At 42.0% G+C, this 23,588-nt stretch carries 21 protein-coding genes; 6 read left to right on the top strand and 15 right to left on the bottom strand.

The window, feature by feature from the left end:
- Positions 1–168 precede the first annotated feature (168 nt).
- Positions 169–1,710, bottom strand: a complete 1,542-nt coding sequence (locus tag F2B13_RS06340) for a fasciclin domain-containing protein (protein WP_149277541.1) — start codon at positions 1,708–1,710, stop codon at positions 169–171.
- 177 nt (positions 1,711–1,887) lie between these two features.
- Between F2B13_RS06340 and mnmA the strand changes: the two genes are divergently transcribed.
- Positions 1,888–3,078 carry a tRNA 2-thiouridine(34) synthase MnmA gene (gene mnmA, locus F2B13_RS06335; RefSeq protein ID WP_149277540.1) on the top strand — a complete coding sequence of 397 codons (1,191 nt, stop codon included), beginning with the start codon at positions 1,888–1,890 and terminating at the stop codon, positions 3,076–3,078.
- A 56-nt stretch (positions 3,079–3,134) separates the two neighbouring features.
- Entirely contained in the window at positions 3,135–4,079 is a 945-nt protein-coding gene (locus tag F2B13_RS06330; protein ID WP_149303649.1) for an NAD(P)H-dependent flavin oxidoreductase, read from the top strand.
- Here F2B13_RS06330 and F2B13_RS06325 read toward each other — a convergent pair.
- From F2B13_RS06325 to F2B13_RS06270, 12 genes are all read right to left on the bottom strand, one after another.
- Positions 4,074–7,493: a HEAT repeat domain-containing protein gene (locus tag F2B13_RS06325; protein WP_149303648.1), complete on the bottom strand. Its 3,420-nt coding sequence runs from the start codon at positions 7,491–7,493 to the stop codon at positions 4,074–4,076. The genes F2B13_RS06330 and F2B13_RS06325 overlap by 6 nt on opposite strands.
- Positions 7,494–7,576: 83 nt before the next feature.
- Positions 7,577–7,804 carry a putative signal transducing protein gene (locus F2B13_RS06320; protein ID WP_149303646.1) on the bottom strand — a complete coding sequence of 76 codons (228 nt, stop codon included), beginning with the start codon at positions 7,802–7,804 and terminating at the stop codon, positions 7,577–7,579.
- Positions 7,805–7,807: 3 nt separating this feature from the next.
- Positions 7,808–10,000 (bottom strand): transferrin receptor-like dimerization domain-containing protein, encoded by a 2,193-nt coding sequence (locus tag F2B13_RS06315; RefSeq protein WP_149303644.1) that lies wholly within the window; start codon positions 9,998–10,000, stop codon positions 7,808–7,810.
- A gap of 99 nt (positions 10,001–10,099) precedes the next feature.
- On the bottom strand, positions 10,100–11,122 hold the full coding sequence (locus F2B13_RS06310) for a DUF3500 domain-containing protein (RefSeq protein WP_149303642.1): 1,023 nt from the start codon (positions 11,120–11,122) through the stop codon (positions 10,100–10,102).
- 41 nt (positions 11,123–11,163) lie between these two features.
- Positions 11,164–12,093 (bottom strand): NAD-dependent epimerase/dehydratase family protein, encoded by a 930-nt coding sequence (locus F2B13_RS06305; protein ID WP_149303640.1) that lies wholly within the window; start codon positions 12,091–12,093, stop codon positions 11,164–11,166.
- A gap of 124 nt (positions 12,094–12,217) precedes the next feature.
- Positions 12,218–12,736 (bottom strand): hypothetical protein, encoded by a 519-nt coding sequence (locus tag F2B13_RS06300; protein WP_149277533.1) that lies wholly within the window; start codon positions 12,734–12,736, stop codon positions 12,218–12,220.
- Positions 12,737–13,041: 305 nt separating this feature from the next.
- Positions 13,042–14,373, bottom strand: a complete 1,332-nt coding sequence (locus tag F2B13_RS06295) for a DUF58 domain-containing protein (RefSeq protein ID WP_149303638.1) — start codon at positions 14,371–14,373, stop codon at positions 13,042–13,044.
- A 5-nt stretch (positions 14,374–14,378) separates the two neighbouring features.
- Positions 14,379–15,377 carry an AAA family ATPase gene (locus F2B13_RS06290; RefSeq protein WP_149303636.1) on the bottom strand — a complete coding sequence of 333 codons (999 nt, stop codon included), beginning with the start codon at positions 15,375–15,377 and terminating at the stop codon, positions 14,379–14,381.
- Positions 15,367–16,590 (bottom strand): DUF4350 domain-containing protein, encoded by a 1,224-nt coding sequence (locus F2B13_RS06285; RefSeq protein ID WP_149303635.1) that lies wholly within the window; start codon positions 16,588–16,590, stop codon positions 15,367–15,369. The genes F2B13_RS06290 and F2B13_RS06285 overlap by 11 nt, the downstream gene beginning before the upstream one ends.
- The gene (locus tag F2B13_RS06280) at positions 16,577–17,359 is read right to left on the bottom strand and encodes a DUF4129 domain-containing protein (RefSeq protein ID WP_149303633.1); all 783 of its coding nucleotides are present in this window, start codon (positions 17,357–17,359) and stop codon (positions 16,577–16,579) included. Before F2B13_RS06280 ends, F2B13_RS06285 begins: the two co-directional genes overlap by 14 nt.
- Positions 17,322–18,191: a hypothetical protein gene (locus F2B13_RS06275; RefSeq protein ID WP_149303631.1), complete on the bottom strand. Its 870-nt coding sequence runs from the start codon at positions 18,189–18,191 to the stop codon at positions 17,322–17,324. Before F2B13_RS06275 ends, F2B13_RS06280 begins: the two co-directional genes overlap by 38 nt.
- 59 nt (positions 18,192–18,250) lie before the next feature.
- On the bottom strand, positions 18,251–19,231 hold the full coding sequence (locus F2B13_RS06270; RefSeq protein WP_149303629.1) for a stage II sporulation protein M: 981 nt from the start codon (positions 19,229–19,231) through the stop codon (positions 18,251–18,253).
- Positions 19,232–19,265: 34 nt separating this feature from the next.
- Between F2B13_RS06270 and F2B13_RS06265 the strand changes: the two genes are divergently transcribed.
- Together F2B13_RS06265 and F2B13_RS06260 are read left to right on the top strand one after the other, a co-directional pair.
- Positions 19,266–19,982 carry an RDD family protein gene (locus F2B13_RS06265; protein WP_149303627.1) on the top strand — a complete coding sequence of 239 codons (717 nt, stop codon included), beginning with the start codon at positions 19,266–19,268 and terminating at the stop codon, positions 19,980–19,982.
- A 103-nt stretch (positions 19,983–20,085) separates the two neighbouring features.
- The gene (locus F2B13_RS06260; protein WP_149303625.1) at positions 20,086–20,700 is read left to right on the top strand and encodes a trimeric intracellular cation channel family protein; all 615 of its coding nucleotides are present in this window, start codon (positions 20,086–20,088) and stop codon (positions 20,698–20,700) included.
- A 28-nt stretch (positions 20,701–20,728) separates the two neighbouring features.
- Here F2B13_RS06260 and F2B13_RS06255 read toward each other — a convergent pair whose 3' ends face one another.
- A complete protein-coding gene (locus tag F2B13_RS06255) occupies positions 20,729–21,457 on the bottom strand; it encodes a peptidylprolyl isomerase (protein ID WP_149303623.1) in 729 nt (242 codons plus the stop codon).
- On the opposite strand from F2B13_RS06255, the gene F2B13_RS06250 reads away from it, so the two are divergent.
- On the top strand, positions 21,456–22,100 hold the full coding sequence (locus F2B13_RS06250; protein WP_149303621.1) for an NUDIX hydrolase: 645 nt from the start codon (positions 21,456–21,458) through the stop codon (positions 22,098–22,100). The genes F2B13_RS06255 and F2B13_RS06250 overlap by 2 nt on opposite strands.
- 25 nt (positions 22,101–22,125) lie before the next feature.
- The gene (locus F2B13_RS06245) at positions 22,126–22,941 is read left to right on the top strand and encodes a lysophospholipid acyltransferase family protein (RefSeq protein ID WP_149277522.1); all 816 of its coding nucleotides are present in this window, start codon (positions 22,126–22,128) and stop codon (positions 22,939–22,941) included.
- Here F2B13_RS06245 and F2B13_RS06240 read toward each other — a convergent pair.
- Positions 22,938–23,585 carry a hypothetical protein gene (locus tag F2B13_RS06240; protein ID WP_394348963.1) on the bottom strand — a complete coding sequence of 216 codons (648 nt, stop codon included), beginning with the start codon at positions 23,583–23,585 and terminating at the stop codon, positions 22,938–22,940. The genes F2B13_RS06245 and F2B13_RS06240 overlap by 4 nt on opposite strands.
- Positions 23,586–23,588: the final 3 nt, after the last annotated feature.

Raw genomic sequence — 23,588 nt, 5'->3', positions numbered from 1 at the left:
ATATTTTGCTTTCGATTCCCTTTAGTGCCTAGTGAACAGACCGGTTAAGGAAACAAGGAAACCTTAAATCTTTGGAAGCAAAAAAAGCTTTCATGTAGGTTTGACCGCTACTTGAAAGCTCTTTAATAATTTTTACGTTCGCTTTTCTACCGTAACATTTGGAAAATTTTACTCATAAAAACTCAATTCGTTGGGGATAAGTAATCCGTCAATAATGTGAATGGTTCCCCCGGAGATATTATGGTCCTCAGAGACTACATTTGCATTGGCTTCCCCTTTTGCGTTTAAAATGGTGATGTCGCTACCGTCTGTCTCAAAGCTAATCGTCTCGTTCTGGAATGTCCTGTAAGATTTGCCGAACTCGATATCGGCCATTTCCAATTTTTCGTTCAGGAATAGATGGTAAGCGATGATATTGGCCAATATTTCCCTGTCTTCCTGTGTGTCGAGGTCTCCGTAGGTATCCGATAGTTCTTTTAAGGCCTCCTTGTTGGGGAGGAATAGGGTAAATGGCGTACCATCGGTCAGAAAGGAGGGAAGTCCGTCGGTTAGGGCACAGGTGATATCCTCCGAAATATGTTCCAGGTCTTCAATGTTCATGATAAAATCAAGAACGGAATTCTTATAGTGCTCCAAAAAGAAGTCTACTGCTACTTTAGGTAACAGTACGCGGTCAATAATATAAAGATATGATCTATTCTCTGCGCTGATGTCTAGTTCGGTGAACTGGGTTATAAGACCTGTGGCATCTTTGAGACCAAAGGGGCCATTTTCAAAATAATCCCGCATAACCAATTGTGTATCTCCCTCTAGTTCGCTAAAGGCTGAGAATCCGTCTGAACCTATTTTTTTCGTAAGATGCTCTTCAATGATCTCCCTCAATATAGCAAGCTCTTCTTCTGTATCGAAATCATCTATACTGTTATAGTCGTCTCCTAAAAGATTAAAATAAGTATGCCATGTTGCATCGTTGGGTACGAAAGCATGGGCTCTTGTAACATCGCGATAAAATTCAAGTAAATCAAGCTTTCTTAATGCTTCCTCAAAAATTGTGGTATCATCACGTTCTATAATTAGTCTGGCCAAAGTCTGAATAAATCCTTTTGGAAGGATCAAACGATCTAACATATGCACGATGCCGTTTGTAGCCTCTACATCAGATTCTATTATTTTGGCGCTTTCATCCCCGTCATTGAATTCCGTTACAAGATTATCTTCAATCCGTATGGGGTCTTCATTATATTTATAAATAGTGAAGGGCTGTTCGGCCAAGCTCTCAAGAACCTGTCCGTTTTCGAGTGAACTGGCCGGGATAGTGCCACTGACCATGCTATAGGATAAAATTAGATCTACTAAATCTTTTCGCTTGTCAATGGTCAAATCGGAAATGGAGTTGTAATTTAAATAATTAAGGAAAAAGGTGTCCCAGGCCGCATCGGTAGGCACAAACACGGTATATTCGGTATCGCCACTGAACAGGGCCTGTACCTCGGGGCTCGCATAGTCCAGCAGGGTTTTAAATCCGGTGGCATCTTCCCTCTGGGAAATCAGTCCATAAAGGTCGGTTTGGTCGACCTCCTCGACCATCTTTCCTGTTATCGGTGCCGGTGTCTCTTTAACCTCGCTCTTTTCGCAAGAGGTGAAAAACAGCAGGGCGGAACATAGGCCCAATCCAAAGGCCTTGCTTTTTGAGGCGTATTTCTTTTTCATAAGTGTATTTTTTTAGATTATTTCACAATATAGCTTATTTTTGAAAGGATGTTTAACGTATTTGCGACATTTAATACCAATCTTTCGTTTATCGTTAGAATTTGACCGTTCAACGATTTTTTTGAAGTACGGATACAGCGATTAGATTTTGTATTTTTGTACCAAATTTGATTCGTGATGAAAAAAGTAATCGTCGGCCTTTCTGGGGGAGTCGACTCTAGTGTCGCGGCCTATTTGTTGAAGGCCCAGGGCTATGAGGTGATTGGTTTGTTCATGAAGAATTGGCACGATGATTCGGTGACCATTTCAGAAGAATGCCCGTGGCTCGAAGACAGCAACGATGCCCTTATCGTGGCCGAAAAATTGGGGATTCCGTTTCAGACTATCGATTTGAGCGAGCAGTACAAAGAGCGTATTGTAGATTATATGTTCGCTGAATACGAGCGGGGCAGAACCCCAAACCCTGATGTACTCTGCAACCGGGAGATCAAGTTCGATGTATTTCTGAATATTGCCTTACAATTGGGAGCGGATTATGTAGCTACAGGACATTATTGCCGTAAAGGAATTATAAAGAACAATGACGGAACTGAAACCTACCGTCTTTTGGCAGGTATGGATGGCAATAAGGACCAATCGTATTTTTTATGCCAATTAAGTCAGTCACAGTTATCCAGAACCTTATTTCCTATTGGTGAATTGACGAAACCCGAGGTGCGCAGAATAGCAGCCGAAAAAGGATTGATTACTGCCGATAAGAAAGATTCGCAAGGCCTTTGTTTTATTGGAAAAGTAAGGCTTCCCGACTTTTTACAACAAAAATTAAAACCGAAAACAGGGGTAATCGTTGAGGTGCCTTCCACCATTTCCCAATATCGGGAAGTAGAGCCGGCTTTTGAATCGATTCGGGAGGAATTGGACTATAATTCCAAAAAGCCAATATACCATATTGATGATGGTAAAATTGTCGGGGAGCATCAAGGGGCACACTATTTTACGAAGGGTCAAAGAAAGGGCCTTCATGTCGGCGGTACCAAAGAGCCTTTGTTCGTAATCGACACCGATGTCGACGAAAATGTGATTTACACAGGGCAAGGCAAGAGCCATCCTGGACTCTATCGGAGAACCTTGTTCGTGACCGATGAGGAACTTCATTGGGTGCGGACCGATTTGGCACTACAAACTGACGGGAAGATGTCCGTTATGGCCCGTATACGATACCGACAGCCATTGCAACAGGCTACTCTTTACAAAATAGAGGGTGGACTATATGTTGATTTTGAGGAAAAGCAATCCGCCATTACCGAAGGCCAGTTCGTGGCATGGTATGTCGCCGATGAGCTTATAGGCTCTGGGGTAATTTCTTAACTACCTCTAAATGGATTTTTCAAAAGATAATCCTTCAAATTATAAGTGTCTATGTGATGACGAACAATAAGATCACCCAACTATTCGGAGTGCAATATCCTATAGTTCAAGCCGGTATGGTCTGGGCCAGTGGATGGCGTTTGGCCTCCGCCGTATCGAAAGCCGGAGCATTGGGTCTTCTAGGATCAGGCAGTATGCGCCCCGAAGTGTTGCGAGAGCATATTCAAAAATGTCAGCAAGCTACGGACAAACCCTTCGGGGTCAATGTACCGATGCTCTATCCGGATATTCAAGAATTGATGGACATTATCGTTAAGCTAGGAGTGAAAATCGTGTTTACTTCGGCAGGGAACCCAAAAACATGGACATCTTACTTAAAGGAAAAAGGTATTACGGTAGTACACGTAGTTAGTAGTGTCAAGTTTGCCCTTAAGGCTCAGGAAGCAGGTGTGGATGCCGTAGTTGTCGAAGGTTTTGAGGCCGGTGGACACAATGGAAGGGACGAAACGACGACTTTTACCTTAATTCCGGCGGTTCGTGAACCAATCGAAGTTCCCATCATTGCTGCTGGGGGCATTGCTTCTGGTCGCTCTATGCTGGCCGCTATGGTTCTGGGAGCTGATGGGGTACAGGTAGGTAGCCGTTTTGTAGCGAGCCATGAGGCTTCTTCCCATCCCTTATTTAAACAGAAGGTCGTTGAAGCCAGTGAAGGCGATACCCATTTGACATTGAAAGAATTAGCACCAGTACGGCTACTTAAAAACAAATTTTACGACGACGTACAAAGAGCCTATGCCAAAGGCACGAACAAAGAGCAACTACAATCCCTTTTAGGTCGGGGGCGTGCCAAGAGAGGCATGTTCGAAGGTGACATGGAAGAGGGAGAATTAGAAATAGGCCAGGTTTCAGCCCTAATACACGACATTTTGCCCGCGAGTGAAATTGTGGCGAGCATGATGTCGGAATTCGCTCAACTAAAGTCGGAACTGACCGGGCTATGAATCCGGGTCCTTCTTTAAGGAGGCCAAATACTCTATTAAGTCTCTTAATTCTCTTTTTGAAACCAAACGGCCCATGGCAGGCATAGCCGAAGGTTGGTTTTCGCGCCTTGCGATACGTGAGGTGGCGATTTCCAAGGGCTCCGCATCCGAAGTTCGCAAAGTCAATTCGTTTTCCGTCTCCTCTTCTAGAATACCATTGACCTTCTGCCCGTCTTTCACAGTAAGCGAAACGCTTCCGTATCCTGGAGCTATCCTTGCACTAGGTTCTATGAGGGATTCTAAAATTTGCTCTCGGGTCAGTATATTTCCGATATTCTCTAAGGGAGGACCTACAGTTCCTCCTCCACCGTTAATAGCGTGACAACGGGTGCACTGCGCTGTGGGATTCCTATTAAAGACGTTTCTTCCGGCCCAGAACGAACCACCGACCAAAGTCTCACGGTACTCTTCAAGTGAATCTCCACTTCCTTTAATCGCCTCCAATTGTGCTATGAGTGTTTCTGAGCCAGTGGCCTCTATAGCCTCGGTGAGATCGAGTATGATTCCCGGGTTCAATTGATTTGCCTTTGCCTTCTGCAACAACCGCTCAAGTACATCATCGCTCTTCTGTAAGGGAAGTTCTCCGAGTACGTGCATTAAGCCCTGCTGTTCACGGAGCGAACCCCTATCGAAAATAGGATTGACAATAGCAGGAAGTCTTTCTTTTGATAGATTTAAATTTGGAATCAACCCCACTGCGGTAGTGCGCACTTCAGGATCTTTGTCTTGCATACCGAGCTGCATGGCCGTTTCAATGTCTTTATAATGCAATTCGCCCAACGCTTTCAGAATTTCGGAACGTACTTCAGGTGATTTGCTGCGTTGCATGATATTGAACAGTGCCTGATTGTGGCTCTCAATGTTAAGGTTGGTCAAAGCTTTTGTAATACCTATCAAAATCTCAGGGTTGGAATCCCCGAGAAAGACGGGTATATCCATTTCTAGTTTTTCTTTAACCTTAAGCGGATCACGTTTTATTTCGCCGCGAAAACGACCATCGACCCTATCAAGAACGGAGGGTTCGGCCCAAGTTCCGATAGCTGCCAAGGCTTCGCCACGAAGGACGTTAGAGACATCTTTTCTTTTGGCAAAGGCGATCAGGTTCTCGAGTTCTTTATCTCCTCCGACCCGAAGGGCTGCGTTTATGGCCCTACGTAACAAGGGTTCGGAAGTATTGTATTTATCTACGGTAAGTATTTCTGCCAAAGCGGGTAGTCCCTCTTCGATAGACCAGTCGTCGTTGATGGCCCGAGCTGCTTCCGTAACGATATATTCATCCTCATCTTTCAAAAATTGGGCAACCTGTGGGCTTTCCAACCTACGAAGAACGAGTACCGCAGCGATGCGTAGACTTCTGTCCGGACTATCGGCCAAGGCGACGATGGGCGCAACTTTACCTATACGTGAAAGCGCTAATACTCCGGCATGCCTTATATAGACATCTTCGTCGTTATTGGTCGCTAGCATATCGATCAAAGGTTGAACAGCTTCTTCATTCTCAATTCGACCCAACGCCTGTGCGGCAAAAAATCGTACCCTTGCATTGTCATTTTTTAACAGGGGAATGAAGGCTGCTCCGGCCTTGGCGTATTTTACATCCCCTAATACCTTTAAGGCCTGAGCCACAATTTCTGGATCTTTGTCAGCTAGTAATTCGGCTAACGCTCCGGCTTTATCAAGGTCTTGGGAGGCGATTTGTCCGATGCCCCAAATGGCGTGTATTCGGGCAAATTGATTATTATCGGTGTGAAGAACCTCTTTAAACGTTTCGTAACCGTCACGGCTTTTGGCCAATGCAAACTGCGCTTTCTGACGTATGCGCATATCGGGATAGGAGAGGAGCGACATGAGTTCATCGTTTGACTGGTCTTCATACTCCAGTGTCATCAGACGTTCTGTCTTTACCCGCTCTTGGCTTAGATTATTTTGAGAGTTGGTTACATCGAGTTTCCAAATTCTTCCGCGGTCTTTGGGCTCCCATCCGGTAATCCAATCTGCGAGGTATAGGGCACCATCCGGTCCAAAACTGATACCTGTGGGTAAGACCCCGCTCAAAATACTTTCTTCACCGTCAAGTTCAAAAGTGGCTCCTTTTGGTTTTAAGCCAAAAGACCAAATATGGGAACGGTCGGGGCTTCCAACGAATTCAACCAAGAAGAATTTATTGAGCCACTTTTTGCCCAGGGCCGTACCCGGATTGAACTGCATCCCTGTGGGGCCATTATGGTAATTTTGCAGGGGGGGTATGATATAGGCCGCCTGCCCCTCCCATCGGGGAACGAACAATTTTTCATCCATCCATACCTTATAATCGTTATTGAGGGGGTCGGTATATTTACCATATTGCCAATTGGCCCGCCAACCGGCATCGGAACCTTCCACAATATGAACCAATCGTTCACTTTCACCAGGATGATCCCCATCATTATCTGCAGATATAATATTACCATAGGCATCAAAAACGAATTCGTGGGTGTTTCGAAGTCCCCTGGCAAAAACTTCGAAATCAGTACCGTCAGGGTTGGAGCGAACGATAACCCCCTGATTCGGATATTTGAAATTCTTACCGTCAACGGTGGTCAAGTTGGCACCGATATCACCTATTCCCCAATAAATTTTGCCATCGGGACCTTCTATGGCACCCGACATTCCATGTCCTCCAAAACCGATATGTACCGCAAAGCCATGGGCGAGCGAGGTCTTTTCATCGAGTATCTGATCGTCGTTTGTATCGGTAAGGCGCCACATATCAGGACCTATTCCAACAAATACTTCATCTTCTCTAACCAATAGGGCACCAGCCACATCGGCAATTTCTTCATCAAAATCAGCTAAAATCCTAGTGGAGCGATCGGCAATACCGTCACCGTTGCTATCTTCTATTTTCCATACCTCGTCTTTTTCAACGGCCAAATCCTTCCAGTCGTGCGAGCCATCACCATTAAGGTCTTCCAACCACTCATTTTCATCGCTTTTTTCAGGGGCAAAAGTGCGATGTAAAAAATTCCTCCGGTCTTCTACCGACTGAAAACTTATAGAAGGTGTCATCCACTCTTGATAGCCCCGAATGTCGAATTCCGAATGTTTAGGGCGTACGGCACGAGTAATATATACATTCCCCTCATTATCCATATCCAAAGCGATTGGGTCCGGTGCCAACGAATCTGAGGCCCATAATGAAAGTTCCAAACCCTCGGCAATCTGTGGTGTGATTTCTTCCCGTGCCGATTTTGCGTGAGAAGCCGCAGAAATAGAGTCTTCTTGAACGACCAACGGATTTTCCTTAGGCTTTTTCGGAGTAGAATCGCAGGAAACTAAAATGGTAAAAAATGAAAAACAGGATATAGGAATGAGATACTTTAAAAATAATTTCATTTTAAAATTTTGAATAGAAAAATAACGAATCTATAAATTTAGGAAAATCTAGATTCTCATAAGGACAAAAACCGTTAATTGACTTAAGTTTCCGATTTGATTTGCTTTATTACTTGCCTAGCCGTATCTACCTCACTATGGTGCACATACACTTCGAGATTACCGTCGACATTTGCGGCGAAACCCGCTAACCTTGCCGAATCGGATTCATCCTTGATGACAGGATTGATACCACTTTCTTTGAGTTTACCTTCGATACGTTGTGCCATAAAGCGGTTGCCAGAAAAAATCTTTGTATAATTTGAGTCCATAATTTAACGTATTGTATTCATTGTAGCGATGAGGTCATTAAGTTGTTGTAAGGTTTCGGACAGAACCGAGATCTGCTCTTGGGCTTCTTTCCAATTTTTTTGTTCGATAGCCTCACGAACGCCAGGAAGCGTCTTTACGCCGTATCCGGTATAAAAGCCAGGGGCATAAATTTGATGTTTATACCACGAACGACGGGGTAGTCCGATTACCGAGGTCAAGGCTTGTTCGGCCTTCATTACGTTTTTATTAAGCGTGTTTCGCTGGTCCCTAGATAATTTTGAGGGATCTATCTGATCAAACACTTCGATGGTGGAATTAAGTACGGCCATTTGATTTTGCAAAGGTGAAAAATCGAGAAAGGGTACGGATTTCATTTTGACCGGTTTCACAAATGGTTTTCTGGGGTCTGACGCGAGCTCGAAAGCGTTTTTTTCGATGAGGTCATTATGTTTTTCTGCTTTTTCACGCATGGTTTCGATCTCTTTCAAAATTTCTTTTACATACTTTGAAATCGTCTTGTGCCAAGGATTAAATTTAAAGGGAAGTACATCTGCATTGGCAAGTCGAAGTGTGATTCGGCCTGCTGTAGAGGCTAAAGCTACCCCGTATTCGAATTCAGGGTCTTTAAATCGTTTGTAATGTGGATAGGTATCAAAAATAGTATGGTATTCTCCTCCTGAACTCTCACCTCCGAACCCTAAATTTAGGGAAGCAATACCGGCATGTTGAATAAAAGGGGTATAATCGGACCCTGAACCTAGCGCATATAGCTCGAATTTCTCGTTGCCGCCATTTACGAGGTCACGTGCAATTTTTCTTTCTTTAACGGAGACCCCCGTCTGTGGGTCGATGACTTCACCAGCTATTTCAGATACCATGGCTTCAAGGCTGTGCGATCCACCGACCCCTAGAAAGCCACGGGAATTTCCATCCGTATTGATATATGCAACCGCTTTCTCCTGTAATTCAGCTTTATGCTCTTCTACCCATTCAGTAGAGCCGATAAGTCCCGGCTCTTCCGCGTCCCAAGCACAGAACACCAAGGTACGCCTTGGTTTTTGACCCTTTTTTGCCAATTCACCGATGGCTCGGGCTTCCTCCATGAGTGCGACCATGCCGCTGACCGGATCATTGGCGCCATGAACCCAGGCATCATGATGGTTTCCCCTTAAGACCCATTGATCTGGGAATTCACCTCCGCGCAGGGTGGCGATTACATTATGGGCCGGTTGTAATTGCCAGTCGAATTCCAACTTCAAATGTACTATCGCCGGTCCAGGACCGATATGGTAGGTAATAGGCAGACCTCCCTGCCAAGATGGGGGTACTACTTCACCATCGAGTGCTGCCAAAAGCGGTTGGGCATCTTCATATGAAATCGGTAACACTGGTATTTCGGTAATGGTAGGGGCTTCTTCACGGGATAACCTCTTCGCATTTTTAGTGGCCGGATAACCTGGGGTCAATACATCACCGGGATATGTGGGCATGTCCATTACAGACCCTCTTTGAACTCCTGTTTTATTTTTAAATGGCCCTTTAGGATATACATCACCACGAACATAACCATCGTCTTTAGGGTCGGAATAGATAATACATCCAATGGCTCCGTGCTCGGCAGCAAGTTTTGGTTTAATGCCCCTCCATGATCCATAATACTTCGCAATAACGATTTTTCCCTTGACATCGATACCCAATTTTTCAAGTTCTTCATAGTCTTTGGGAACCCCATAATTGACAAAAACAAGTTCGGCTTCGACATCACCATCGGTAGAGAAAGCGTTATATGCGGGTAGCAAGGCATCTCCTTGCGCCGTAAAGCTATCTCCCGCGATAGGAACGGCCGAAAGATGTGCCTTATATGTGGTGGGTGCTTTTAATTCCAACTGCCTTACCTTAGGATAGGGAAAAAGCACTTGATAGGTTTCGATTTTCGTATCATAGCCCCAAGATTTGAATTGCTTTTGTATCCATTCGGCATTTTGCCGTCCATATTGGGTGCCTACCCAGTGTGGTTTGGCCGATAGGCGTTGCATCCATTGATCCAAATTTTTGGTGGATAGGTTGTTTTCAAATTCCTTTTCAAGAGCTATTTCTTTTTTTGCATGTTCGGGGGTGAAGCCGATTATCGCGTCTTGGGCGAACGTCAAAACGGAAAATAGCATAAGAAATATGGTACAAGAGTACTGTATCATTCGATGTATTATTTTAAAAAGGAAGATACAGAAATTTTAAAGGTAACACTACAGTGTGTCTACCTGGTTTGGCAAGAAAGTTACATTTTCGTTGACAAATTAGTGTGTGTGGTCTTTTTCATAGTGCATTTTCAAGATGTCCTCCCCAAAATCATTTTCAAAATCGCGAATTACGGCATGTACATGATTGTTGTTATTTTGCGTATTATCATATTCTATCAACACGGTGGGGCCTTGAATATTATAGTAATGGCCTTCTCCCTTTTCCAAGCTTCCCGCCCATGAAAAGGAAAGTTCGTCCATGCCCGCTTTTTGAATTTTCTTCTTAAAGGATTTGGAAAACTTGGCTTCATAATTATCCAAATACAATTGTAAAAGATTTGAGAAGGCTTTTTTCTGGTCATCATTCAGTGCCGCATAGGAAATACCTTTGTGATCCAATCGATTGGCCTTCGGGTGATTGGCGGTAAATACATCTGCAGGCGCAGTTTTAGAGAAACGTGCGATAGCCAATTGCTCTTCGGAGAGCGCATTGGCCAAAGCATAGCCTAAAGCCGTCTCTTGTTTCAAGACCTCTTTACCCTTATGCTCGCCTGAAAGTACCCTGCCCGGATTGGAACCTAGAAAAAATGGAGTGCTCGAAACCAAAAGGCCGTCAGAGGCTACGAAATTCAACGAGATATGATGACCTTCAAATCGCCAACCCCAAAATTTATCTTTCTCAGGGCTACCGAATATCCAGAAGTGATAATTCAGAGGATCTCTTTTGGCCGAACCATCCGACATTTTAGGATCATTCTCCAAGATTTTGAGAATGCTTTCCAAAGACCTTATCTCCTCAACTTTTTTATATGACTTTTTACTTATAGAAGCTCGTAGAAGCTTCAACGCCGCTTTTTTTTGCCGGGCGTCATAATCCCTTAAAGCAGTACCTTTTCTATAAACAGGGGTATAGTAGAAATTATGCCGTTCTTCATCGGTAAGGTCGAAAACCGTTGCTTCCCTTAATTCAGGGGAGAGCGAGTTCAAAAAGTTTTTAGCTAGAACGTGAAGTTCTTGAGATTGTACAGTTACAGTCAAAAAAAATAGGACTGAAAACACTAAGGGTTGTCTATGTTTCATGCCTCTAATTTATCATATTTAGTTGAAAAATGGTTTTTGCGCTATGAATAATCCTCAATGACTATTTGTTGGATGCCTTTTTCGTACGTTGTTGGAACAAAATTGAAGGCTTTTTCGAACTTATCACTATTGAATACATAGTCCCTGTCGTATTGGTACATCATTTCGACTACCTCTCTCATTATCGGAACGAACCATCCAATAATTTTTACCATGAATTTGGAAACCACACGATATCTAGGGCTTTTACCCATAGCTTCAGCTATTTTTTCAATCCATTCTTTTCCAGTGTATGGATTTTTTGCCGTTGGCAAATGCCAAACTTGCCCGAAGGCTTCTTCGGTATTGCCCAAGAGGGCGGTGGCTTTCGAAGCATCTTTGGTGTAGGTGAAAGAATGTTGGTACTTGTCGCTTCCCAACCAATTGGCTTTTTTACCTTGGAACAAATTATCGAAAACGAGTTCCCTTAGCATGCCGTTCCTGGTGATACCCGGACCATAGTAATCGGCACAACGCGCCACAAGGGCATCGATGGTACTGGCTTTAATTGCTGAATCGATCATCTGAAGGACCTCCAATCGGATTTGACCTTTTTTACTCGTAGGATTCAATGGGGTCTCTTCGTTCATTCCGTTCAAATGGTTTCGATCATACATGTATACGTTATCAAAGAATACCATTTTAGCTTTATGCCTTTTACAGGCCGAAATTACATTTTTCATGAACTTGGGCCAGGTATCGCTCCAGACCTTGGCACTATAGGGAAAACCAATGGTGACATACACGATCGAAGAACCCTCAACGGCTTTATATACAGCCTGTTCTTCGGTAAGGTCCATAGGTAATAGGTGGTCACCGGGATTCACCTTCTTTGGATTTCTACTGACAAGACGAATGTCGGAGGTATAGTCAAGAAGCGATTTTGCCAATTCCGTGGCGATAATCCCTCCAGAACCTAGTATGGTCTGCATGGCCCGAATTTAGTACGTATAAAGATATGAAACATAGACTTAACCTCAGCCCTATAGTTGGGCATCGGTCTTCAAGATATGTTGCTTGACAAAAGCTGTTGATCCTTACGGAATTATTGTTGAATTAGAGGTTGTATTTGAGTAGATCTTGACTAGGTTTCAAGGTCAATTCAAGCTGCTCTCCATATCCTTTTCGCTTAAAGGTGCGTACAAGTTTTTCGAAGATACTGCCCCTCGAAATCAACCGAAGCTTAAGCTCATTACAATCGATGGTAATTTGTGTTTCGGAAATTCTGTATTCATAGGGGTAGACTTGAAAATAGCGTGCAATTCTTTTGGGGATGCCTAACCTTAAAAATATATACATCGGCGACCAATAAAACGTGTCGATAACTTCTCTTCCTCGAACCAAACTAATAGATTCTATTTCATCTTTTAAAATAGGAATGATATTGTCATTTTCCGCAAACTTTCCGACCACCATGATGCCACTAGGAAGAATTTCAAGATTGCATTTGGTGTCATTTAGCGAAGCCTTGGCCTTAGCTGTTTTATTTTTTATGTCTATCAAGCGGAAGTCAGCTCTTTTTTTAAGGACCGGAAATACGTCTAACAGGCTATTTAAAGAAGATAAAAACTTCATTTTTTGTAGGTTTGGTTGGTGCGAAAAATTAGGATAATATTTTAAAAATAATTTTCGGGAACATGTAATTTAGGTATTCTGTACCATATAATTTCTAGTATTGGAATAAAATCTCGGTACGAATACTACGGTACAACTTGTAGTTCGTCGATGACACAGCGATAAGATCAGGCAGGGAAAAAATAGATTCTTCTTAAAAAGTTATTAACAATTTTCAATTAAGACTAAGGTCAATTATAAAATGTAGGTTTAGGGGAAAGATTAGGAATGTTCAAATGGAAAATCTGGTAGAAGATATTTTAAAGTCATAATAAGCCACGCGCCTTAAGTTCTAAATATGTATTGATCGTATGAATTGTCAATTCCGAAGGTTTGGTAAGTATGGTCTGTATACCATATTGACGCAGGCGTTTTTGCATGAGCTGCTTTTCGAGAACGAATTTTTCTGCAATGGTTTGGTGATAGATGCTTTGCAGATCTTGGGCGTACGAATCGACTAGTGCTTCGAGTTCCGTATTTTCAAAAAATATGACTACCAATACATGCTTTTTAGACAACGCAAGTAAATAGGGTAGCTGTCTTTCAAGAGCAGAGGTGTGCTCGAAATTTGTATAGAGCAGTAAAAGGCTTCTTTGTGTTATTTTTCGCTTAACGTAGGTATAGAGCAATGCGAAATCCGAATCGGTGTATGCTGTGGTAATGTTATAGAGTTTTTCAAGAATGGAATTTAAATGGGTTACTTTTTGCAGCGCTGGAACAAAGGTTTCGATGTTTTTGGAAAATGTTAGTAGCCCCGTTTTGTCTTTGCGTTTTAAGGCGACATTTGAGAACGCCAGAGTTGAGTTTATGGCGTAGTCGAGAAGCTTTAGACCATTGAAGGGCATTTTCATAACCCTTCCGGTGTCTATAATCGAATAAACAGGTTGGGATCGCTCATCTTGATACTGATTGACCATGAGTTGGTTATGCTTTGCAGTGGCTTTCCAATTTACGGTTCGAAAATCGTCGCCATGTACATATTCCTTGATTTGCTCAAACTCTTGGGTATGCCCGATCCGACGTATTTTTTTCAACCCAATATCGCTTAGTCGATTGTCGATAGCCAAAAAGTCGTACCGCTGCATTTGTATGATGCTCGGATAAACAGGAACCATTTGATCTTTTTGAAATACGAACTTCCTTTTGATAATTTTAAAAGGGGATGAAACAAAGACATTAAGATTGCCAAAAACATATTCGCCCCGGTCTACCGGTCTAACCGTGTATTGAAAACCTTGATTTTCATTTTTATGCAGAGCTGTCCGGTAGTCGAAATCACGCTTTTGAAATTGTATCGGAAGTTCGTCGATTACCGAAATGAAGGCCTTAAAACGATATGACGACCGAAGATAAACGCGAATAATGTTATCATCGCTATTTGATAATTTGAGGGGTAAAATCCTTTCGGCCCATAATCCATTTCCCATTCCGTACAAAAGGTATATGTCGAATAAAAAAAGACCGAGTAAAAGCATGGTTAAAATCCATGCGATGGGATAGATTACGGGGAACCAATATGAAATCACAAAACAGCCAGATAATAGGGCGATATATTTAAAAAAGGCATTGTGTATGTAGAACGATTTCAAAAACTGCATCGTATCTATCTTGGAATTTCAACCGACTCGATAATCATAGCGACCACGCTTTCGGTGGTCATACCCTCCATTTCACGTTCGGGAGTCAAGATAATTCTATGGTTCAATACCGGAACCAATGCTTTTTTGATATCTTCCGGAATAACGAAATCTCTACCGTTCATCGCCGCAAAGGCTTTTGAGACATTCAGGGTCGCGATAGATGCCCGAGGTGAGCCGCCCAAATAAAGATGGGGATGATTACGGGTTTTCGTAATGATTTCCGCGATATACTTCATGATTTTTTCTTCGACAATAATATCCTGTATCTTTTCCTTAAAATCTATAAGCTGTTCCGGAGTTATACTATGATCAACAAGGGCTTCGGGGTTCTTGCTCTTACGAGCATGATGGGATTGAATGATTTGAACCTCTTCCTCAGGGCTGGGGTAACTTACTTTTATCTTGAATAAAAAACGATCTAATTGCGCTTCGGGCAGGGCGTAGGTTCCTTCTTGTTCTATGGGGTTTTGAGTGGCCAAAACCATAAAAGGGCTATCCATTTGATACGTAGTACCGTCCATCGTGATTTGACGTTCCTCCATAGTCTCGAACAAGGCTGCTTGTGTTTTGGCCGGAGCTCGATTGATTTCGTCGATGAGTACGATATTAGAAAATATGGGACCTTTTTTATATTCAAACTCAGAAGTTTTTGCACTAAAAATTGAAGTACCCAGAATATCACTTGGCATCAGGTCGGGCGTAAATTGAATGCGGTTGAAATTGGTCTTTAAGGTTTTTGCAAATAGCTTGGCCGTAATCGTTTTAGCTACACCAGGTACACCCTCAATAAGCACATGCCCATCGACCAATAGTGAAGCGATTAATAGTTCAATGAAGGAATTTTGTCCTATAATTACCTTGGCAAGTTCCGCTTTGATGTTTGAAATGGCAGTTTGAAGGTCTTCAAGGGGAATTCGATTTTCGAAATTCAGATTAGCATTATCTGTTTCGTTATTTGTCATAGGTTCTAATTTTAAATGCTTCGATAGCTTTGTTCAATTTCTGTAGATCGAAATTGGAAATGTTTTCCTGGTTCTGTATCCTTTCGATAAACTGGAATAATTTTTTAACATCTTCAATGGTATTCGAGCTGCGGGAGGCTAGATTGTGATAAAAATCATCCTCTCGCTCGAGAGTTCCCAAACGAAAGCGAGAACGAATGTATTCCAAAAAGTGGTTAATTTTAAGCTTGGCAATCTCTTTCTCGTTACCCTCTGTCTGGTAGTACATGTCGGCAATCGTTTTGGTAAAGGCCAGTGTTTGGTTCTTTAAGGATTTAACCACAGGAACTGCCCTTTGTTTACGCTTTCCTTCAAAGAAAACATATACTAAGGCTCCGAATACTACAAGGTAATAGGCCCATTTGAATTCTTTCGTATTAAGAAAGATGTGCATGGGGCTAGTATAAGTCGTCTTTCCCGATTTATGATAATGGTCGAGATAGAGGTTGCGGTCAACATCAATGTAGGAAAGCAATCCTGCCGTATATTTGCTGTTATTCTCCTTAAGAATAAAGTAATTCGTGAAGGCTTGGGGAAAAGTACTCAGTGTAATATCACCTTGGCCAAACTTTCTCTTTATGGCGTCAACAGCGGGATTTTTGCCTGATGGTTTATGGGACGGGATGTTTACGGTAGCGATAATGCTCGTTTTCAAAGTGTCTATTTCGTCTACAACAATGGCATAGTCACCTTTGTCGAAAAAATAATCTTCTTCACTTCTTAATTTTGGATGTACCATTTGGTGGGCATACGATTTTGTTTCCCTAAAGCCCCCATAAAAATTACCTATTTTAATTCCCAAGGTATCCAGCAATTGTTCGTCAAACGAGGTCGATGCTATAAAGAGCGAATTGCCCTCTGAGGTCCAGTTCAAGATACGTTCTAGTTCAGTCTCTCCAAAAGCTATGCGATCATTGACAAAAAAATAGGTGCCCTCTACCTGAGTGTTGCCTTCCAAGAATTCAAAAGGAGATACGAAAACAGCTTGCGTTTTGGGAAACAATTTAAAAAGTATATCATCAAGAACCTTGGTGCCATATGGGATTTTGTGGGTTGAAACGTAGGAAGGAAACCAATTGACCTCTTTCGGTTTATTATACAGAAAGAGCAACATTATGGCCAGGGTGGTCAAAGCAATAAAGACATAGCCGATACCCTTTCTAGCTTCTACCATTGATCACTGCTTTGAAATCGGTAAAAGACTTTTCTGCGTTGAGATAGCGCTGTTCGTTTATCGGAAAGTCTCCATACCATATATGGTCGTAAAGGTTTGTAATATGACCGAACGGCTGTTGCAATGCTGTTTTTTCTAATTCAAGAAGATAGTCGTAATTCGTCTTTTGAATTTCCCACTGAATCAGCCCCTTCTCTGTCATCAGCTGTAGCAGGTATAAGTAATAAAACCGGATAGCCAATCGGTAATTTTTATCTTTAAGGGCCTTTTGAATCAATGGCTGCAGGTCTTCGTTCTTGATGAGATACTCTTCTTCCGAAAGATGGACGGAAGTATCATTGGCGGTTCGATTCATCAATGGGCTCGTACTTACCTTCAAAAAGAATTTCGTTAATAGGTAGATGAGCACTCCGAGTAATATATAGGGAATGATTCGAAAAAAGATTGCCAAAAAGCCCTTTGCTTTTTCTACGCCGAAAAGCCATTCAAAAAATCGTAGGAACAGGTTGCCGAGCCAGCTTTTAAAATCATCCCACCAGGTAGGTTTCCCCTGAATTATTTCATAGTTAAAAGCATCGTCTTTTCGATACTCATCTAAAGAACTGGCTTCGATTTGTTGTATTTCTATGGAATCCGAGTCGTATAAAAGCGATACTTCCCTTTGTGAGAAAACTGGTGCTATCATCATGAATGAAAAACACAATAAAAACAACATTTTCCCGGACATAGCGTCAATCTTTAGTCTCCCCAAGAGTATTAATCCGCTCATAGGTGCCGGTAAAATTCTTTTTTTCGTTGAGGTCAAAGTAAATTAGCGCTCCCGCGACCACTGAGATCGTATTCAATATGAACTGGGCCAAGGTACTTACAATTCCTAAAACGGTCGATACTGGATCTACCATATTAAAATTTTCGGCATCGATTTCTCCTGAAAGAATACCCATTTTTGCATAGGTGTAAATGGTTGATGGAAGCGCAAAGGTATACCCTGCTACAGTCACGATTATCCATATTACGAAAAGGGAAGCAAAAGTCATCCACCAATGATTTTTGACTAAGGAAAAGCTATAGCTAAATGCCTCAGAAACTCCTTTTTTATCGAAAACCAATATGGCAAACGAAAGAATTAGGGGTACCGCCAAATAGATACCTGGTATAAGGCAGAACATTAATCCAAGGCCCACGCAAATACCTACTAAAATGCCTAGGCCCATGAAGGGCCAAAATGCCTGGTAAACGTTGTGTTTTATCTCATTGAAATGGATATGACCTCTATTTTTAGTATATGATTCGATATAGAACAATGTAGTAGCTTGGGAGAGCACATAGGCAGCGACGATAGAAATAAAGAAAGCACCACCAACCAATAGTAAAATAAAACTATTAACTGCACTGCTAGAGCTTTCCACATTGAAATTTAAAAGGTTCCCGAACTGATACATGTAGAAGGCGTAGCATATGAGCATTATGACCAAATACGGCCCAACAATTTTAAAAAAGGTCGAGAAAAACGGTTTAAATTCATTTCGTAAAAAACCGAATGTGTCCGATAGTATTTCACCCAGTTCACGTTGCCTTTTAAATTCGATAAATTGTTTCATGCCCAGATTATAAGTGAACGTACCATCTCTTTCTTTTTATTCTATTGTGGTCTAAAGTGTCAAAGCTCAGATTTCGCACTTTGACGGCCCTTTTGATTGTTCAATAGTCTCGGATATATAACGTAATAGAAACAAATTAGTACAAAAGAGGCCAGAATTATGAAAATTGCCAGAGTGTCAGGCATTTCGGTATGACGCGTTACAAAACCTTCCAATAACCCGGCGATCACGAAAAAAGGTAAAGTGCTTACCAAGATTTTCAAACCATTTTTAACCCCCCTTTTAAAGGATTCCAATCGGGTATACGTACCTGGAAAAAGCATGCCGTTTGCTAGTACGAGGCCTGCACTACCGGCAATAATTATAACCGAAATTTCTATAGTTCCGTGAATCCAGATGGTACGCGCCGATTCCCAAAAAAGTCCTTTTTCATAAAAAAAATACTGAAAACTTCCCAGCATGATGCCATTTTGTAAAAGAACAAACAGAGTTCCGATTCCCAAGAGAACTCCATAGGCAAAGGCCATTAATGCCACACGTATGTTGTTAATGGTTATTCCCAAGAACATATTGAATTCCCCCATTTTTTTGTAGACCGCCATGGGATCATCGTTTTCGATATTCTGTAAGGTCATATTGATATAGGAGTCGCCCAATATCGAACGGACAAAATCCCCCTCATTGGCCGCAGAAAATACACCTACCATAGTAAAGAAAACAAATACCAAAAATGCTATCAACAATTCGCGTTGATGGTTGAAATACATAGTCGGGAATTCTGTTTTCCAAAATCCGACAATCCGATTCTTAGATTCTTTTTTGGTTCTATAAATTTTTTGATGGGCCTGTGTAGCTAGTCCATTTAGATAGAACTCCGTATTGCTGCCCGCATAGAACGTTTTAGCATAGCTCAAATGATCGGTGATTTCAATGTAGAGGTCGGACAATTTATCGGGCGGCAACTCCGTTCTGTTTGACAATGCGTTTTCAAAAACCGCCCATTTGTCTTTATTTTGTTTTACGAAAGCGGCCTCGCGCATCGAACCTTGGGTTAGTGCCCAAAGAAACGAAACTATGGAACAATTTCAAATAGAAACGGCCCAAAATATAACCATAAGCCAAAACACGGCCCATCTCGGAGACCGTATAATTGCTTACATGATCGATACTTTTGTGATTACGGTTTATTTGGTTCTCATGATTTTAGTATTGCTCTCTCTTGAAGTCGAAATAGGAGACATGTGGGCGCTCTATCTTGTGCTGAGTTTACCGGCCTTTCTCTATTATCTCATTTTGGAAACCCTTATGAACGGGCAAACTGTTGGAAAAAGCCTAATGAATATCAAAGTGGTAAGTCTTGATGGCTCGAAACCCGGTTTTTCAAATTATTTCATGCGATGGGTACTTCGGATAATAGATATTACCCTGACGTCAGGAGGCCTGGCGGTGCTCACTATTTTAATGCGTGGTACGGGTCAAAGGCTAGGGGATATAGCTGCCGGAACTACGGTAATCAGTGAAAAAAAGAGAGTCTTTTTGACGGATACCCTTATGATGGAGCTACCAGCGGACTATAAGCCCCAATTTCCACAGGTGACTATTTTTGGGGATCGTGAAATACAGACGATAAAGGAGCTTTTCGAAGAGGCCAAACGAAATGGGCATCACCATATTATAGTTTCTTTGAGTGACCAAATAAAAAAAGTGACCGGTATTACGACCCAATTGAAACCCGTACATTTTATAGATGTCGTCATAAGAGATTATAACTTTTATACCCAGAACTCTTAAATTTGACCAAACCTGCGATGAATACGTAATTTGTCCGCTGTCAATTTTCTTTTAGGGCCTCATCAAAAAGCATCGCAATGATCTATATAATTTCGAAGACTTAATGTTATATTATACCATCGATATTTTAGGTACGGTGGCCTTTGCCATTTCCGGGGTTTTGGTCGCTATGGATAAGAAACTTGATGTCTTCGGGGTTTTTATCATCGCCTTCGTAACGGCGGTCGGTGGAGGCACGCTAAGAGATGTGCTTATTGGCAATACGCCCGTGATGTGGATGCGAGAGACCATATACGTAATGGTCATAGCCCTGACGGTTGTATTTGCAATTCTGTTCGTAAACCAACTAAAATATTTTCGGAAGACGCTATTTTTATTCGACACGATTGGTATCGGTCTGTTCACGATGTTGGGTATAGAGAAGGGGCTTGCCGTATCGTTGTCACCTATAATGTGTATCGCCCTTGGCACTATAACCGCGTGTTTCGGCGGAGTTATAAGAGATATATTATGTAACGAGATTCCGGTGATTTTTCGGAGGGAAATATATGCTACTGCATGTATTTTAGGGGGTTGTGGTTATTTCTTGGTAAAGCCATTGCCCATCGACGGTACCTTTCCATATCTTTTAGGAATTTTCATCATCATAACCACGCGTATATTGGCGGTGAGATTCAAAATTGCCCTTCCGAACATCTACCGTAAAAAGGGTCTGTGAGGTCAACTCCCCATGGTATATTACGTGCTTATTCGATTACTTCGGCTTTTTGAATATAGATGTTCTGATAAGGCCAATCGCCTTGGCCGGTCTTCACACTATTAATTTCGTCCACAACATCCATACCTTCTATTACCCTTCCAAATGGGGTGAAATCTCCATCTAAATGATATGATCCTGGGTCTGTTACGACAATAAAGAATTCGTAGGGAGAAGCCAACATATGCGGATTGTCAATTTCACTACTGGGCATGGAAATGGTTCCGCGATGATGCCGGTGGCCTTTTCGAGTATCGGGCGGCAACAGGTAGCGGCCGATCTCACTTCTTTTTCGACCGGTTTCTACATCGTCCGAATTACCCCCTTGAATGATAAAATCCTTCACGATACGATGGAATTGGGTGCCATCAAAATACCCTTTCCGAGCAAGGTAGATGAAATTGGCTTTGTGATAGGGTACATTGTCGTAAAGTTGTACCGTAAAGCTGCCAAAACGCGTCGTAATACGAACCTTGTCGGCTTTCAGGTCTTTTTGGTAATCGAAAAAGAAATCGATAGCATTGTCTTCCGTAAGTACAAATTTCTCCTTTTTGGCCGTGCTATCCTCTTTTTTCGCCGGGATGGAATCTACTGCAACGGAATCTTCCTCAATGTTAACGGGCGCATTTGATTTAGGTGGTTCTTTTGGAGTTTCGCCACAGGAGGACAGAAAAAATAACATTAATATTGCTATCGAAATTAATTTCTCGACTGTCATGAATTTTGATGAGTTTACCATAAGGATTTCAAAAATAAAAAATCTACCGTTACCTGGAGAGTCATCACATTTAAAAATGGCCCCGCAGTTTCGCTTGGAAGAACTTCGATTGGCCCGGAAAAAAAAGAGAAATACTAAAAAAGCGGGGGTGATGGCCCTATTCTACCCCAATGCAGAACACCGCACCAACCTTTTGTTGATTTTGCGAAAGAGCCATCCAAAGGACGTACATTCCAATCAAGTCGGTTTCCCAGGAGGAAAGGCAGAAAAAAAAGATAATGACCTCATGGCGACCGCTTTAAGGGAAACCCATGAAGAGGTTGGGGTACACCCACAACAAATTGAGATTGTAAGGTCGCTGAGCGAGATTTATATTCCCCCCAGTAATTTCGAAGTATATCCATTCATAGGATTATATCGAGAAGCAAGGCCCTTTGTTCCTCAAGCGTCGGAGGTGGCCGCACTGGTAGAAGTAAATCTGGTCGATTTTTTGGATGATTCCAATATTTTTATGGAAAATCTAACCACATCATATGCCGAAAATGTTTCGGTACCCGCCTTTAAATTAAATGGTTATACGGTTTGGGGTGCCACGGGTATGATGCTCAGCGAAATCAGGATGTTGATACAGCAGGTTTTATAGTTCCTTATTTCGTATTTTAGCACCTATGGGTATATTTAAGGAGAACCCTTTTGGGCACATTTTGTTTCTTAAGAAGTGGCTTATCCGAGTTCTTGGATTGCTGACGCATTCACGCTATAAACAGTTTAATAGCCTTGAAATCGAAGGTTCCGATGTGATACGCTCACTTCCTGAGAGAAACGTTCTTTTTGTAAGTAACCACCAGACGTATTTCGCCGATGTGGTCGCCATGTTCCATGTATTTAACGCAAGTCTTAGCGGGCGGGTCGATAATATCAAGAACGTGGGATATTTATGGCAACCAAAACTGAATATTTATTATGTGGCCGCTGCTGAAACTATGAAGGAAAGCCTTTTGACCAAAATATTCGCTTATGCGGGCTCGATTAGCGTCGAACGTACTTGGAGGTCCGATGGGAAGGACGTAAACCGCCAGGTTAAAATGAGCGATATCTCAAATATCGGTACGGCCTTAAAAGACGGCTGGGTCATAACCTTTCCCCAAGGTACTACAACACCTTGGAAACCTCTGCGAAAGGGTACGGCACATATTATCAAAAAATATAAACCTATTGTTGTTCCAGTGGTCATAGACGGGTTTCGAAGATCATTTGATAAAAAAGGTCTCCGGGTAAAGAAAAAGGGAATTTTGCAGTCAATGGTGATTAAAGAGCCTTTAGATATCGATTACGACAACGAATCGTTCGAATCGATAATCGAGAAATTGGAATATGCGATTGAGCAACACCCTTCGTTTCTCAAGGTAATTCCGCAAAAAGAACTGCTGGCCTACGAAAAAGAAAACGAACTTCGTCGATATCGAAACCGGAAGAAATTCTAAACTTCAAGACGCTCGAGTTCTTTATAATTTCTTTTCAATTTTTTTAGAAGCAGCCCGTACAGCAAAAAGTATACGGCGCCCATCAAAACAATCATCCCGACGCTGCATACTCCCATCACCATTAGCATAAGACTCTTAAACTTTTCCGGCGACATATTTCGTTTCGCATCGCTTGCTGCTGGAAATGCAGCCATCAAATTGTCATTGAAATATATGCCTATCATGATTACAATACAAGTCAAGAAAAGCATGGATAAACTAAATATTACGTAATGCTTTACGGTTCTACGGGTTCGAATGATTTTCTGCATCAGCTTTTTGGCGTCGTCGAGCGTCGAAATCTCCCTATACCTCTTGTAAAATTGGTAGATAAAATAAAAGGTGACTAAATAACTTCCGATCCAAATAAGGGTCGATACTCTTTTTATGCCTAACTTTTCGTAAGTCTCGAAGCTTTCCGAAACACCAGGAATTAAATAAAGCAAATGGGGCAAGGCAAATTCGAGAAGACTGATTATCAATATCCATTTTACGATAGACGATGATTTTTTCCAGAGCATTTGATAAATGTCTCCATACGACAATCGTGGAAGTTGTTCTTCTCTTTTTTGCCAATCTCTTTTTAATAGTTCTAATTCGTCCATCAT

This window comes from Pareuzebyella sediminis (genome assembly GCF_008367235.1).
GTDB lineage: Bacteria > Bacteroidota > Bacteroidia > Flavobacteriales > Flavobacteriaceae > Pareuzebyella > Pareuzebyella sediminis.
This window is presented reverse-complemented; position numbering and strand designations above follow the sequence as displayed.

Coding starts and splice junctions, on each gene's coding strand:
- F2B13_RS06340 (WP_149277541.1), bottom strand. CDS start 1,710: ATGAAAAAGAAATACGCCTCAAAAAGCAAGGCCTTTGGATTGGGCCTA.
- mnmA (WP_149277540.1), top strand. CDS start 1,888: ATGAAAAAAGTAATCGTCGGCCTTTCTGGGGGAGTCGACTCTAGTGTC.
- F2B13_RS06330 (WP_149303649.1), top strand. CDS start 3,135: ATGACGAACAATAAGATCACCCAACTATTCGGAGTGCAATATCCTATA.
- F2B13_RS06325 (WP_149303648.1), bottom strand. CDS start 7,493: ATGAAATTATTTTTAAAGTATCTCATTCCTATATCCTGTTTTTCATTT.
- F2B13_RS06320 (WP_149303646.1), bottom strand. CDS start 7,804: ATGGACTCAAATTATACAAAGATTTTTTCTGGCAACCGCTTTATGGCA.
- F2B13_RS06315 (WP_149303644.1), bottom strand. CDS start 10,000: ATGATACAGTACTCTTGTACCATATTTCTTATGCTATTTTCCGTTTTG.
- F2B13_RS06310 (WP_149303642.1), bottom strand. CDS start 11,122: ATGAAACATAGACAACCCTTAGTGTTTTCAGTCCTATTTTTTTTGACT.
- F2B13_RS06305 (WP_149303640.1), bottom strand. CDS start 12,093: ATGCAGACCATACTAGGTTCTGGAGGGATTATCGCCACGGAATTGGCA.
- F2B13_RS06300 (WP_149277533.1), bottom strand. CDS start 12,736: ATGAAGTTTTTATCTTCTTTAAATAGCCTGTTAGACGTATTTCCGGTC.
- F2B13_RS06295 (WP_149303638.1), bottom strand. CDS start 14,373: ATGCAGTTTTTGAAATCGTTCTACATACACAATGCCTTTTTTAAATAT.
- F2B13_RS06290 (WP_149303636.1), bottom strand. CDS start 15,377: ATGACAAATAACGAAACAGATAATGCTAATCTGAATTTCGAAAATCGA.
- F2B13_RS06285 (WP_149303635.1), bottom strand. CDS start 16,590: ATGGTAGAAGCTAGAAAGGGTATCGGCTATGTCTTTATTGCTTTGACC.
- F2B13_RS06280 (WP_149303633.1), bottom strand. CDS start 17,359: ATGAGCGGATTAATACTCTTGGGGAGACTAAAGATTGACGCTATGTCC.
- F2B13_RS06275 (WP_149303631.1), bottom strand. CDS start 18,191: ATGAAACAATTTATCGAATTTAAAAGGCAACGTGAACTGGGTGAAATA.
- F2B13_RS06270 (WP_149303629.1), bottom strand. CDS start 19,231: ATGCGCGAGGCCGCTTTCGTAAAACAAAATAAAGACAAATGGGCGGTT.
- F2B13_RS06265 (WP_149303627.1), top strand. CDS start 19,266: ATGGAACAATTTCAAATAGAAACGGCCCAAAATATAACCATAAGCCAA.
- F2B13_RS06260 (WP_149303625.1), top strand. CDS start 20,086: ATGTTATATTATACCATCGATATTTTAGGTACGGTGGCCTTTGCCATT.
- F2B13_RS06250 (WP_149303621.1), top strand. CDS start 21,456: ATGAATTTTGATGAGTTTACCATAAGGATTTCAAAAATAAAAAATCTA.
- F2B13_RS06255 (WP_149303623.1), bottom strand. CDS start 21,457: ATGACAGTCGAGAAATTAATTTCGATAGCAATATTAATGTTATTTTTT.
- F2B13_RS06245 (WP_149277522.1), top strand. CDS start 22,126: ATGGGTATATTTAAGGAGAACCCTTTTGGGCACATTTTGTTTCTTAAG.
- F2B13_RS06240 (WP_394348963.1), bottom strand. CDS start 23,585: ATGGACGAATTAGAACTATTAAAAAGAGATTGGCAAAAAAGAGAAGAA.